This is a genomic window from Halovibrio sp. HP20-59, assembly GCF_033052795.2.
GTDB lineage: Bacteria > Pseudomonadota > Gammaproteobacteria > Pseudomonadales > Halomonadaceae > Vreelandella.
The window spans coordinates 305,087-317,204 of the sequence record NZ_JAWJUW020000003.1; the positions used below are offsets into that span (position 1 = coordinate 305,087).

13 protein-coding genes are annotated in these 12,118 nt (G+C 53.9%); 11 read left to right on the forward strand and 2 right to left on the reverse strand.

Annotation, left to right across the window (positions count from 1 at the left end; translation table 11 throughout):
• Positions 1-155 precede the first annotated feature (155 nt).
• From RZA33_RS05500 to RZA33_RS05520, 5 genes are all read left to right on the forward strand, one after another.
• Positions 156-1,181, forward strand: a complete 1,026-nt coding sequence (locus RZA33_RS05500; RefSeq protein ID WP_317506849.1) for an amino acid ABC transporter substrate-binding protein — start codon at positions 156-158, stop codon at positions 1,179-1,181.
• A gap of 115 nt (positions 1,182-1,296) precedes the next feature.
• Positions 1,297-2,487: an amino acid ABC transporter permease gene (locus RZA33_RS05505; protein WP_317506850.1), complete on the forward strand. Its 1,191-nt coding sequence runs from the start codon at positions 1,297-1,299 to the stop codon at positions 2,485-2,487.
• Between the two features lie 15 nt (positions 2,488-2,502).
• Entirely contained in the window at positions 2,503-3,603 is a 1,101-nt protein-coding gene (locus RZA33_RS05510; RefSeq protein WP_317506851.1) for an amino acid ABC transporter permease, read from the forward strand.
• An 84-nt stretch (positions 3,604-3,687) separates the two neighbouring features.
• Positions 3,688-4,416, forward strand: coding sequence for an amino acid ABC transporter ATP-binding protein (locus RZA33_RS05515; protein WP_416337849.1), 729 nt, complete (start codon positions 3,688-3,690; stop codon positions 4,414-4,416).
• Positions 4,417-4,654: 238 nt separating this feature from the next.
• The gene (locus RZA33_RS05520; RefSeq protein ID WP_317506882.1) at positions 4,655-5,044 is read left to right on the forward strand and encodes a Rid family detoxifying hydrolase; all 390 of its coding nucleotides are present in this window, start codon (positions 4,655-4,657) and stop codon (positions 5,042-5,044) included.
• A gap of 22 nt (positions 5,045-5,066) precedes the next feature.
• Here the strand turns inward: RZA33_RS05520 and RZA33_RS05525 are convergent, their stop codons facing one another.
• Both RZA33_RS05525 and RZA33_RS05530 read right to left on the reverse strand, forming a co-directional pair.
• The gene (locus RZA33_RS05525) at positions 5,067-5,390 is read right to left on the reverse strand and encodes a GGDEF domain-containing protein (RefSeq protein ID WP_317506853.1); all 324 of its coding nucleotides are present in this window, start codon (positions 5,388-5,390) and stop codon (positions 5,067-5,069) included.
• Positions 5,372-5,971 (reverse strand): histidine phosphatase family protein, encoded by a 600-nt coding sequence (locus RZA33_RS05530; RefSeq protein WP_317506854.1) that lies wholly within the window; start codon positions 5,969-5,971, stop codon positions 5,372-5,374. The genes RZA33_RS05525 and RZA33_RS05530 overlap by 19 nt, the downstream gene beginning before the upstream one ends.
• Before the next feature lie 173 nt (positions 5,972-6,144).
• Between RZA33_RS05530 and phnD the strand changes: the two genes are divergently transcribed.
• The 6 genes from phnD (at position 6,145) to RZA33_RS05560 (ending at position 12,112) form a co-directional block, all read left to right on the forward strand.
• Entirely contained in the window at positions 6,145-7,134 is a 990-nt protein-coding gene (phnD, locus tag RZA33_RS05535) for a phosphate/phosphite/phosphonate ABC transporter substrate-binding protein (RefSeq protein ID WP_317506855.1), read from the forward strand.
• A 56-nt stretch (positions 7,135-7,190) separates the two neighbouring features.
• Positions 7,191-7,988: a phosphonate ABC transporter ATP-binding protein gene (phnC, locus tag RZA33_RS05540; protein ID WP_317506856.1), complete on the forward strand. Its 798-nt coding sequence runs from the start codon at positions 7,191-7,193 to the stop codon at positions 7,986-7,988.
• Positions 7,975-8,787, forward strand: coding sequence for a phosphonate ABC transporter, permease protein PhnE (phnE, locus tag RZA33_RS05545; RefSeq protein WP_317506857.1), 813 nt, complete (start codon positions 7,975-7,977; stop codon positions 8,785-8,787). The genes phnC and phnE (RZA33_RS05545) overlap by 14 nt, the downstream gene beginning before the upstream one ends.
• The gene (gene phnE / locus RZA33_RS05550) at positions 8,781-9,590 is read left to right on the forward strand and encodes a phosphonate ABC transporter, permease protein PhnE (RefSeq protein WP_317506858.1); all 810 of its coding nucleotides are present in this window, start codon (positions 8,781-8,783) and stop codon (positions 9,588-9,590) included. The genes phnE (RZA33_RS05545) and phnE (RZA33_RS05550) overlap by 7 nt, the downstream gene beginning before the upstream one ends.
• A gap of 92 nt (positions 9,591-9,682) precedes the next feature.
• Positions 9,683-10,111: a host attachment protein gene (locus RZA33_RS05555; protein ID WP_317506883.1), complete on the forward strand. Its 429-nt coding sequence runs from the start codon at positions 9,683-9,685 to the stop codon at positions 10,109-10,111.
• A 129-nt stretch (positions 10,112-10,240) separates the two neighbouring features.
• Entirely contained in the window at positions 10,241-12,112 is a 1,872-nt protein-coding gene (locus RZA33_RS05560; RefSeq protein ID WP_317506859.1) for a methyl-accepting chemotaxis protein, read from the forward strand.
• Positions 12,113-12,118: the final 6 nt, after the last annotated feature.

Sequence of the window (12,118 nt, forward strand, 5' to 3'; positions counted from 1 at the left end):
TCTCGAATTCGTTGAGTAGCGTTGAAAAGCGCTGAATTCACGCCTGTACCCTTGTTGGCATCTTCCTTGCTAGGTTTAGTCACATGCTACGGCATGCACAATGATTGCAATAACTGATTTCAATAACTGATTTCAATAACTTCGAGGGAAACTGAATGTTCAATAAAAAACACCTGGTGCTGCTGGCATCCGCGGGCTCGCTTAGCCTAGCAGCAGTGGCAACGGCTCAAGCCGACACCCTGGAAGATACCCTTGAGCGTGGCGCCGTTCGCTGTGGCGTTAGCGATGGTCTACCGGGTTTCTCGGCACCGGATGACGAGGGTAACTGGCAGGGTCTGGACGTTGATATTTGCCGCGCAGTAGCGGCAGCGGTTATTGGCGATGCGGAGGCGGTTAACTACATTTCATTGAACGCCGTTGAACGCTTCACCGCCCTGCAGTCTGGTGAGGTTGATATACTGTCACGCAACACCACCTGGACGACTACCCGCGATACCACCCTGGGCCTTAACTTCGCCGGCGTTAACTTTTACGATGGTCAGGGTTTCATGGTCGCCCGAGATTTGGGAATTACCGGCGCTGATGAGCTTGACGGGGCGTCCATCTGTATCCAATCGGGCACCACTACCGAGCTGAACCTGGCCGACTACTTCCGTGCCAACGGCATGGAATTCAACCCGATTGTATTTGATACCTCTGAGCAAACCGTGGGGGGCTACCAGGCCGGCCGCTGTGACGTACTAACGTCTGACACCTCTCAGCTGGCGGCGCTACGTATTCAGCTAGATGACCCTGAAGGCTCAATGATCCTGTCTGACGTTATCTCCAAAGAGCCGCTGGGACCGGTTGTTCGTCAAGGCGATGATACTTGGTTCAATATTGTGAAATGGTCACTGTTTGCGATGATTAACGCTGAAGAATATGGCGTTAGCCGCGATAACGCTGAAGAAATGCTGAACTCTGACAATCCCAACGTTGCTCGCCTGCTGGGCCAGGACGGCAACTACGGTGAAGGCATGGGCCTCGAAGCCGACTGGGCCTACAACATCATTAGCCAAGTGGGTAACTACGCAGAAAGCTTTGACCGCAACGTGGGCATGGGCTCGCCGCTGGAAATAGAACGCGGTGTTAACGCCCTGTGGAACGACGGTGGCTTCCAGTACGCTCCCCCGATTCGCTAAGCGTCTCGCTTGACCCCGGCCCGCCACCCTTTACCACAGGTATGTGTTCAAAGGACCTGTTTCAAGATCGTGGCGGGCCATCTGATTGACCTTCCGTATCGCGGAGACGCCATCCATGTCTGTAAGACCCATTGTTCGCCCCGCCGGCCACAAGCCGCCGTTTTGGCGAGACCGCGCTAAGCGGGCACTTATCTTTCAAATAATTTTGGTCGCCGTCGTGGCGGCTTTCCTGATCTATATTGTCGGCAATACCCAAGCCAACCTGAACGCCCGCGGCATCACCACAGGCTTTAGCTTTTTGGGCAATACAGCCGGCTTTGGTATTGGTCAAACCTTAATTGAGTACTCTTCTCAAAGCACCTACGCCCGTACCTTTGTGATTGGCTTGCTCAACACGCTGTTGGTGGGTGGATTGGGGGTGTTAGCCGCCTCGATTATCGGTTTTATTGTCGGTATTGCGCGGCTATCGCCCAATTGGCTGATCGCCAAGCTAGCCAACGCTTATATCGAAACCTTCCGCAATATCCCGCTGCTGCTGCAGATATTCTTCTGGTACTTTGCGGTACTGCGTACCTTACCCAGCGCTAGAGAGAGCATGGCGTTTGGCGAAGCCATTTTCCTCAATGTGCGCGGGCTTTACCTGCCGCAACCGCTGTTTGAATCAGGCTTTGGATTGATCCCTGCTACTTTTGTAGTCGCGATCATTGCCAGTATTGCGCTGGTTATCTGGAATAAGCGTCGCCATGAAGCCACTGGCAAGCGCCTGCCGGTTTTCTGGATGTCGCTGGTCATTATCTTTGGCCTACCACTGCTGATACTGGTGGCGACCGGCGTTCCGGTGACCTGGGAAATGCCGGTACTGAGGGGCTTTAACTTCGGCGGGGGTATTACCATTATCCCTGAATTTTTGGCCCTGTGGCTGGCGCTGTCTATCTATACCGCGTCCTTCATTGCAGAGATTGTGCGCTCAGGCATCCAGGCCATTCCCCATGGCCAAACAGAAGCTGCACAGGCACTCAGCTTACCGCGCAAACTGGTGCTACGCCTGGTGGTGATTCCGCAGGCCATGCGCGTCATCATTCCACCACTCACCAGCCAATATCTTAACCTGATTAAAAACTCGTCACTGGCCACCGCCATCGGCTACCCCGACTTAGTGTCGGTTTTTGCTGGCACCACGCTCAACCAGACCGGTCAAGCAATCGAAGTGATTGCCATGACCATGGCGGTTTATCTGATCATCAGCTTGCTGGTGTCCATGTTCATGAACTGGTTCAACGCTCGCGTTGCACTGGTCGAACGCTAGGCCGGAGGCGACCCCATGATTCACAACAAAGACACCATACCTCAGCGCCCGGCCCCTAAAGGCACGATTGGTCCGGTTGCCTGGCTACGTGGCAATCTGTTTAACGGCCCAATCAATAGCATCTTCACGCTGCTGGGTCTGTATGTGCTCTACCTACTGGTGGTGCCAACGATTCAGTGGGCGTTTATCGATGCCGACTGGGTGGGCGATAGCCGTGAAGACTGTTCACGGGTCGGCGCCTGCTGGGTATTCGTCAACGCACGTTTTTCCCAGTTCATGTACGGCCTCTATCCCAGTGAGGAGTACTGGCGCGCCAATATCGTGTTTGCCATGTTCGCGGGCATTATTGCCTGGATGGTGATCCCCCGCCTACCGCTGAAGCGCTGGATGACACTCTTTGCTCTACTGGTTTTCCCTGTCATCGCTTATGTGCTTTTACACGGCGGCTATTTTGACCTACCACGTGTTTCCACTCACCGCTGGGGCGGCTTAATGCTGACCCTGCTTTTGGCCACGGTAGGCATGGTGGGCGCACTGCCGATTGGCATCGTACTCGCCCTTGGGCGACGCTCGAACATGCCCATCGTTAAAACCTTCTGCGTGATTTTCATCGAGTTCTGGCGCGGCGTGCCGCTCATCACCATTTTGTTTATGGCCTCAGTGATGCTGCCGCTGTTCCTGCCTTCTGAGCTCAGCGTAGATCGCCTGATACGCGCACTAATCGGCCTGACGCTGTTTCAAAGTGCTTATATGGCCGAGGTCATTCGCGGTGGTTTACAGGCCATTCCCAAAGGCCAGGATGAAGCGGCGGCAGCATTAGGGATGACGTATTGGAAGCGCATGGGGCTGATCGTGATGCCGCAGGCGTTAAAAATGATGATTCCCGGCATCGTCAATACGTTTATCTCACTGTTTAAAGACACCACGCTGGTCATGATTATCGGGCTGTTTGACCTGTTGGGTATTGTGCAAGCGGCGCTTTCCGACTCGCGCTGGTTGGGCTTCTCGATAGAGGGCTATGTATTTGCCGCGTTCGTGTTCTGGATTTTCTGTTTCAGCATGTCGCGCTACAGCCAGTACTTAGAGCGCAAGCTAAACACCGGCCATAAGCACTGACGCCGCATCTCATTACGTTTTAAGTAGGATATCAACATGACACAAGCAGCCACCAACACCGCTGACACCAGTACTTCTGACCTGATGGTCGAGATGCGCAACGTTAATAAGTGGTACGGCGATTTTCACGTACTGCGGGACATCTACCTTGAAGTAAAACGCGGCGAACGTATCGTGGTTTGCGGCCCTTCGGGTTCGGGTAAATCAACGCTGATTCGCTGCATCAATCACCTTGAAGAGCACCAAAAAGGTGAGATTGTGGTGGGCGGCGTACCGCTGACCCAAGACGTTAAGCGTATTGAACAAATTCGCCGCAGTGTCGGCATGGTGTTTCAACACTTCAATTTGTTCCCGCATTTATCGGTGCTGGAAAATTGCTGTATCGCACCAATGTGGGTGCAAAAGAAGCCACGTAAAGAGGCCGAAGCACTAGCGATGGAGTATCTTCAGCGGGTGCGCATTGCCGAGCAGGCGAACAAGTACCCAGGGCAGCTTTCGGGCGGTCAGCAGCAGCGCGTGGCGATTGCCCGTTCGCTGTGCATGCACCCTGACGTGATGCTGTTTGACGAGCCCACCTCCGCCCTTGATCCCGAAATGATCAAAGAGGTGCTGGACGTCATGGTGGAATTGGCGGAAGAAGGCATGACCATGATCTGCGTCACCCACGAAATGGGGTTCGCCAAAACCGTCGCCGACCGCGTCATCTTTATGGATCAGGGGCAAATCATTGAAGAAAACGCGCCTGAGCCGTTCTTTAATAACCCGCAGTCTGAGCGTACCCAGCTGTTCTTAAGCCAGATACTTGGGCATTAATACACAGCCCTAGTAATGAACGAGCTGTGGATATGTACGTCATCATGGGCCTCACTTGAGGCCCATGATGTGTTAAAACCATTAACAAAACAGTCAACCACACACTTGTCATTGCGACCCACACTATGAGTCCTTGCGAGTGAAGCGAAGCAATCTCGGTATTATGCTACGACTAACAAGATTGCTTCGTCGCTCCGCTCCTCGCAACGACATCCGTCAAAAAAAGGATAAAAGCATGATGGAAAAGCTATTCATAGACCGCGCCCCGCAGCCTATTGCGCCGTTTTCCCACGCCTGCCGCGTGGGGGACTTAGTGTTTATTACCGGGCAGATGCCAACGGTACCCGAGACCAACGAGATGCTGTTGGGCACCTTCACCGAACAGACTCATCGGGTGATGCAGAACCTCGCGATCGTATTGGAAGAAGTCGGCAGTGACTTCGAGCACGTGGTGCAGTCCCGCGTATTTATTACCAATATGGGCCACTTCGACGAAGTAAATAAAGTTTACGCCAGCTACTTCCCACAACCGTTGCCCACTCGCACCTGCATTGGCGTAACCGGCTTAGCCGGTGGCGCCGACGTGGAAGTCGATATGATTGCCTGGATTCCGCCAACCCAGGCGTAAAGGCTCAAGTAACGGCTCAGGGCTACCACCAGTACGCCATGACGCGGTTGCGTCCCCCTTCTTTGGCTGCATAAAGCGCTTGGTCGGCTTGAGCAACAGCCACGGCGTGACTGTGGTCCACGTTATTCGACATCACCAGAGGTGCAATCCCCACGCTAACGGTCAGTGTCACCATCATCGGCGTTTGCGACTCCTCAGACGTCAGGTAAAACGGCTGCTGGGCTATTCGTTCGCGGATACGTTCACCCAACTGGACCACCTGTTGGCGCGATACGTTACCCACCGTAACGGCAAACTCTTCACCGCCTAGCCTCGCCAGACACGAGGCTACCCACCGATCCCGCACAGGGTAACGCTAGCAGGTGCCAGCGGCGACTGCTCGCGATGTGTGGTCAGCGGTCTGCCCGCCAAAGACGTGAGTAGGATTTGCAACGGGTCACCGTGGCTCACCAGAACAATCGTTTCACCGCTGGTCCGCTGCTCGAATAACTCTATCACCACCCGCATTCGATTCGCTACCGCACTTACTGCTTCCACACCATGATGCTGATGTTCGGCATTTTGCGCGTCTAGTGCCCATATGCGGGGATAGAGTTCGTCACCCTGCCCCTCCAACTCACCAAAATAGCGCTCTCTTAAGCGCGTATCCACGCTTGGAACTAACCCAAACGCGGCGGCCACTCGGGCAGCGGTTTGAGTGGTACGCAAAAAATCTGAATGCACCACGCGGGTCGGCACTGGCCACCGCCAACTAGTCATTCGCTCGGCAAGCTGTTGTTCGCCATACTCGGAAAGCCCGAAGTTCTCTACGCCGCGCTCGGGCGAACTAATAATCAACCCTGCTGCGTTAGCTTGGCTATGGCCGTGGCGCATTAGTAGATAGCGGTTTCGCCAATAGTCGGAGTGCGGTTGTAAAGTATTTGACATAAGTTCGTCACAAACCCTAGATTGAAGGTGTCTACTTTCGAAAATAATCATTCTTCACGCGGAATGTCTACTTACAGAACATTTTCCGTTTTCAATAATGGCAACGCGCAGTGAAGAGCAAAACAGTTTTACCTACAGAAGAACACAACAAGAACGAACAAATGAGGCATACCATGGCAACTTCGCTCTTTCGCAAGCGCCCGCTTGCGATGCTTACCGCAGCATCACTCCTTCCGCTCGCCCTGCTAACAACCCCTGCTTTCGCCGAGTGTGAACGCGGCGACTTGGATACGATTTATTGCGACGAAGACGGCGATATGGTCGCTGATCGCCCGACTGATGAATCTGAATGGGCTAACCCAGATACGCTGATTTTTGCCTACACACCGGTAGAAGACCCGGCTATTTATTCAGACATCTGGCAGCCGTTTATCGATCACTTGGCAGACGTCACCGAGCGGGATGTGCGCTTCTTCGCGGTGCAGTCCAACGCAGCACAAGTGGAAGCCATGCGCAGCGGACGCTTGCATATCGCCGGTTTCTCCACCGGCCCTACCCCGTTTGCGGTGAATTTAGCCGGTGCGGTGCCGTTTGCGTTAATGGGATCGGACGACGGCCAATTTGGCTATACCCTGCAGCTGTTTACCCATGTTGACTCCGATATTCATGAAGTAGAGGATCTCAAAGGCAAACGCGTTGCCCACACTTCTCCCACCTCCAACTCGGGTAACCTAGCCCCCCGTGCCCTGCTACCGGAACTCGGCATTACCCCCGATGAAGATTATGAAGTGGTCTACTCGGGCAGCCACGACCAATCAATGCTGGGCGTCGTGGCCAAGGATTATGATGCCGCCCCAGTAGCCTCTGAAGTGGTTGAGCGAATGGCCGCCCGCGGCCTTTATAACGAGGAAGATGTACGGCTGATTTTTGAGTCTGACCGTTTCCCCACCACGTCTTATAACTACGCGCACAACCTGCATCCAGATTTGGTCGAAAAAATTGAAGAAGCCTTTTTCAGCTTTGATTTTGTCGGCACCGAGCTTGGTGAAGAGTTTGAGGGCGTCGAGAAATTTATCCCCATCAACTACCAGGATAACTGGAAAGTGATTCGTACCATCCAAGACGCTAATGACGTGAGCTACACGCCAGAAAACTTGGAGTAAACGTAACGCACCGCCATCGGCGGTGCGTTTATTTTCTCGACGATGGGCGCGAACACATGCTGGAAATTACCAATCTGGTCAAACGTTATGGTCACGATGAAGCTGTGCTTAAAGGGCTTGACCTCAAGGTAGAGGGAAACAGCGTTATCTCTATCGTAGGCGCCTCAGGTGCGGGCAAAAGTACCATGCTGAGATGTATTAATCGTTTGGTCGAGCCAACATCCGGCTCTATCAAACTCAACGGACATGAACTGGTAAACCTCAAAGGCGCTGAATTGCGCCGTGCGCGTCGCAAAATCGGCATGGTGTTTCAAGGCTTTAACCTGCTTGATCGTTTAACCGTGATGGAGAACGTGCTGGCCGGGCGGCTGGGTTACGTCAATCTCTATCAAGCGATATCGCGCCGCTATCCTCAGGCCGATATAGAGCGTGCGTTTGTGCTAATGGAGCGCGTTGGGATCGCTCACTACGCCAATAAGCGTGCGGATGAACTTTCCGGGGGCGAGCGCCAACGGGTAGGCGTAGTGCGTGCATTGATGCAGGAACCTGAAGTTCTGTTGGCCGATGAGCCTACCGCCTCTCTCGACCCGCGCACCTCCGAGCAGATTATGATTTTACTGCAAAGCCTGGCCAGCGAGCTGTCGCTGCCGGTGCTGATTAACATCCATAACGTCGCTCAGGCTAAAACCTACACCGAGCGTATTGTGGGTTTACGCCACGGCAAGATGATCTTTGATGGCGTACCTACCGATTTCAACAAAGACGCTCTAGACGCCATCTATGGCGGCATTGAAGCACCGGACGATGCAATTACGGATACGCCCGTGGAGGAGCGCTCCCATGACTCCGCCTGAAGCCCCGTCAACAACGCCTCGCACCTGGAGAAAGCCGCCGTTTATCGCCAATCCGCTGGTGCGTTATGGACTGATCATCATCGCGGTCGTCTATTTGGTCTGGGCATTCGGCTCGCTGCCGTTTAACTGGGCACGCATCTCTGAAGGGCTGCCCCGCGCAGCGCGTATTTTTAGCGGTGGGTTTCCACCTAACTTGGAACGCTATGAGTTACTGTTAACGGGTTTTAAAGAGAGCTTTCAAATCGCCACTCTGGCTACCCTGCTAGGGGTTTTCCTGTCGATTCCGTTTGCCGTGATGGCGGCGCGCAATATCGCCCCAATGCCCATCTATATCATTGGCCGGGCAGTGATCATTGTCTCGCGCAGCTTTCACCCAGTGATTGTCGCCATTCTATTTGTGGCCGCCGTTGGGTTTGGACCGCTCGCGGGGATTTTGACCTTAACGCTCTATTCCATCGGCTTCGTAGGTAAGTTACTTGCCGAAGAGATAGAAGAGATTGACTGGGGCCAGGTAGAGGCAATGAAAGCCGCTGGCGCGGGCTATGTGGCTATTCTGTTTTATGCCGTTTTCCCGCAGATACTGCCACGCCAAGTTGGACTTTCAATGTACCAACTAGATAGTAATCTTCGTGCCTCGGCGGTGGTTGGGATTGTCGGTGCAGGCGGTATTGGCGGCACGCTGATGAATGCCTTTGGACGCTACGATTACGACTTCGCCTTTGCGATTTTGCTCATTATCATCGCGGTCATTTTGCTCAGCGAAGGTGTCAGCGGCTGGGTAAGGAAAAAAATATGGTAGATCACGCACAGCAGCTTGCCGACCGGGTTTGGCAGCGCTACGACCGCAAACAGCGCCTTATCCGTTATGCCGTACTCTTAGCCACCTTGATAGTGGTGGTATGGGCGGTGCGCGATATTGATATTTTCTGGCCTTGGGTATGGGACGCGCCGAATCAAATCTCAGCACTTGGGGCACGCATGTGGCCACCCAGTCCAGCTGGGCTCAATGGCATTATCGCAGCGCTGATCGAGACTGTGCATATTGCTACGCTGGCCACTTTCTTAACCATCTTTTTGGCGCTACCGGTGGCCTACATTGCCGCACAGAACACCACGCCTAACCGCGCCTGTCTGTGGCTGGGGCGTTTCATTCTGGTCTCCAGCCGTTCGGTAAATACCATTATCTGGGCACTGCTTTTCGTGGCAATTTTTGGCCCTGGCGTACTTGCGGGCATTCTCGCTATCGTGTTTCGTTCCATTGGTTTTATCGGCAAGCTAATGGGTGAAGCGATAGAGGAAATTGACCGGCGACCGGTCGAAGCCATGGAAGCCACCGGTGCTTCCAAAGCCAAAGTGGTCGCCTATGCGATTGTGCCTCAAGTAATGCCAGCCTTTTTTGCCATTGTGATCCTGCGTTGGGATATCAATATTCGCGAATCGACGGTACTAGGGCTGGTGGGAGCCGGTGGTATAGGGGTCATTCTGCAGGGGGCGATTGATACCTTCGCCTGGCCTACCGTAGCAACCATTTTGATTGCCATTATTGTGCTGGTGTTGATTGGTGAAGCCGTCACCAGCTTGCTGCGTAGCAAGGTGCTTTAGCTCCGTTCGTTTAAGGCATGGCAAGCGTTTGACCTAGCGCCAAACGCTTGCCATGTTTAAGTGACGATTGACGACAAGGAGTAAGTATGACGATGACCACCTATATTGTGGTAGCCGATGCCGCTCGCGCCCGTATTTTTACCCGTGATGCCTTAACGTTAGCGGAGAAAGAAAGCTTGGTTCACGCTGAAGGTCGGTTGCACGAAGGTGACTTGATCACCGACCGTCGCGGCGATGTACACGAGTCGATGTCCAGTACGGCACGCTCATCGGGCGAGGAGGGGGTCGCCTCAAAGCACGAGAGCGAGCTATTTGCCAAAGAGGTCGCCAACCGTTTATACAGTGCCCGCGTAGAGAACAGCATGAATAAGCTAATCATGGTGGCTCCCCCCAAATTCTTGGGTCTGCTGCGCGATAAACTCGACGTGGCCACGCAAAAACTAGTCATTCATTCTCTGTCAAAGGACCTAAGCAAAGCCTCTAAAGACGTCATACAGCAAGCGGTCAGTGATTTGCGTTAACGCGTTCAACGCTGTTTATAGTTATCGCAATTAAAGGCCGGGTCGCTCTCGCCGATATCGAACGGGATCTCCCTTACCCAGTGCGCGCTGTTTTGTGCACTGATACGTCCTTCGACTCAGAGAGCGACCATGTTTGCATCCTTAAGAGCCCGCATTTTGTTAGCCGCACTAGTGACGATTATCCTCGCTCTGGTGATTAACGGCATTGCCAGTTACACCACCGTCAAACATCATAATAGCCAGCAAATAACGCGCAATCTTAGCGCCGTGGTTAAAGGTAATACGCAAGCTATCAACGAGTGGTTTAGCGCACGTTATACGATGCTGTCCAGCATGGAGGATGCGGTTAATAGCGACGTTCCTCTTGCTGCGCTGCGCCAACTAGCGGCCTCAGGCAATTTCATGAGCACCTACATTGCCTACCCCTCAACGTCAGACGCTATTTTTTCCGATGGATGGCAGCCCCCCAGTGATTACGACCCTCGTCAGCGACCCTGGTACAAAAGCGCGAATGAGGCGCAGGATACGGTTATCACGGCACCTTATGTCGATGCTCAATCAGGCGGATTGATCGTTACCTTTGCACGGCCCTTTTATCGTAATGGACAGCTAGCCGCCGTCGTCGGGGCTGACATTGCGATCACTGATGTTATTGAGATAGTCAGTAGTATCGCCCCTACAGAGTCAAGCTTTGGCTTTCTCACTACGGACGACGGCACCCTGGTTGCCCACCCCGACGCGCAATTAACGCTTGAACCTTCCACGCGGTTAAGCGATGACCTGACCCATACGCGTCTTAACCAAATCACCCAAGCAAATGAGCCCCAAGCAATGTCGTTGCAGAATAGCGACAAGCTACTCATGAGTAGCCACGTTGGCGGTGATAGCGGCTGGCAGTTAGTTGTTGCCATGGATGAGGCTGAAGCCACCGCAGGCCTACGTGCCATCGCCACTACGTCAATAGTCACGCTGCTGGTTGTGGCCGCAGTGACGGCGGTAGTCTTCGGCTTGCTACTGTCACTGTTGCTGCGCCGCTTATTGGTTGCCCGTGACGCGATGGACAGCATCGCCTCAGGCGACGGTGACTTAACCCAACGCCTGCCCGAAGATGGCAACGATGAAGTGACCCAGATTGCCGGCGCCTTCAACCGCTTTGTGAGCAAAATGGAAGCCGTATTAATTGATGTGCGCACCAGCAGCGAATCCGTTCACCATGCGGCTAACGAAATTGCCACGGGCGGCCAAGATTTATCGCGCCGCACTGAGAACGCGGCGGCTAGCCTGCAGCAGACCTCTGCATCGATAGAGGAAATCACCAGCACCGTGCAGCACACGGCTGCCTCAGCTCAGGAAGCCAACAAGCTCTCTCAAACCGCCTCAGAGGTGGCTAACGAAGGCGGCAAGGTGGTGGCGAATGTGGTTACCACCATGGAAGACATTACCCACGCCTCCGATAAAATCGGTGAAATCGTCACGTTGATGAACAGCATCTCTTTCCAGACCAACTTACTGGCGCTTAACGCCTCGGTAGAAGCCGCCAGGGCGGGTGAGCATGGCCGTGGTTTTGCCGTGGTGGCCGACGAGGTGCGCAAGCTGGCCGGGCGCAGCAGCGAGGCGGCCAACGATATCCAGAAACTAATCGAAGATTCACAAAGCCAGGTGAATAACGGCACCAACTTGGTGCGTAATGCCGGAACCACTATGCAGGATATTGTTGCGCACATTACCCGTGTGACTGATGTCTTGGAGGAGATCAATGCGGCCACCAGCGAGCAGAGCGATGGGATTAATCAAGTCAACATCGCGGTTGCAGAGCTGGATCGCATGACCCAGGAGAATGCGGCCATGGTGGAGGAGTCCACAACGGCGGCCGAGCAGCTTAAAGAGCAGGCCGATCATCTGGCTGGCACTATCAGTAGCTTTAAGCTTTCTCATGCCGCAGCACCTGCCTTGCAAGTGCCCTATCAGGCCCACGACAACCGCCGTCACCACATCACCTAAGGGGAA

What these genes read in the sequence shown, in the direction of transcription:
- RZA33_RS05515 (WP_416337849.1), top strand. Translation starts at nt 3,688, where the DNA reads ATGGTCGAGATGCGCAACGTTAATAAGTGGTACGGCGATTTTCACGTA.
- RZA33_RS05520 (WP_317506882.1), top strand. Translation starts at nt 4,655, where the DNA reads ATGGAAAAGCTATTCATAGACCGCGCCCCGCAGCCTATTGCGCCGTTT.
- RZA33_RS05555 (WP_317506883.1), top strand. Translation starts at nt 9,683, where the DNA reads ATGACCACCTATATTGTGGTAGCCGATGCCGCTCGCGCCCGTATTTTT.
- phnD (WP_317506855.1), top strand. Translation starts at nt 6,145, where the DNA reads ATGGCAACTTCGCTCTTTCGCAAGCGCCCGCTTGCGATGCTTACCGCA.
- RZA33_RS05505 (WP_317506850.1), top strand. Translation starts at nt 1,297, where the DNA reads ATGTCTGTAAGACCCATTGTTCGCCCCGCCGGCCACAAGCCGCCGTTT.
- RZA33_RS05510 (WP_317506851.1), top strand. Translation starts at nt 2,503, where the DNA reads ATGATTCACAACAAAGACACCATACCTCAGCGCCCGGCCCCTAAAGGC.
- phnE (WP_317506858.1), top strand. Translation starts at nt 8,781, where the DNA reads ATGGTAGATCACGCACAGCAGCTTGCCGACCGGGTTTGGCAGCGCTAC.
- phnC (WP_317506856.1), top strand. Translation starts at nt 7,191, where the DNA reads ATGCTGGAAATTACCAATCTGGTCAAACGTTATGGTCACGATGAAGCT.
- RZA33_RS05530 (WP_317506854.1), bottom strand. Translation starts at nt 5,971, where the DNA reads ATGTCAAATACTTTACAACCGCACTCCGACTATTGGCGAAACCGCTAT.
- RZA33_RS05500 (WP_317506849.1), top strand. Translation starts at nt 156, where the DNA reads ATGTTCAATAAAAAACACCTGGTGCTGCTGGCATCCGCGGGCTCGCTT.
- phnE (WP_317506857.1), top strand. Translation starts at nt 7,975, where the DNA reads ATGACTCCGCCTGAAGCCCCGTCAACAACGCCTCGCACCTGGAGAAAG.
- RZA33_RS05560 (WP_317506859.1), top strand. Translation starts at nt 10,241, where the DNA reads ATGTTTGCATCCTTAAGAGCCCGCATTTTGTTAGCCGCACTAGTGACG.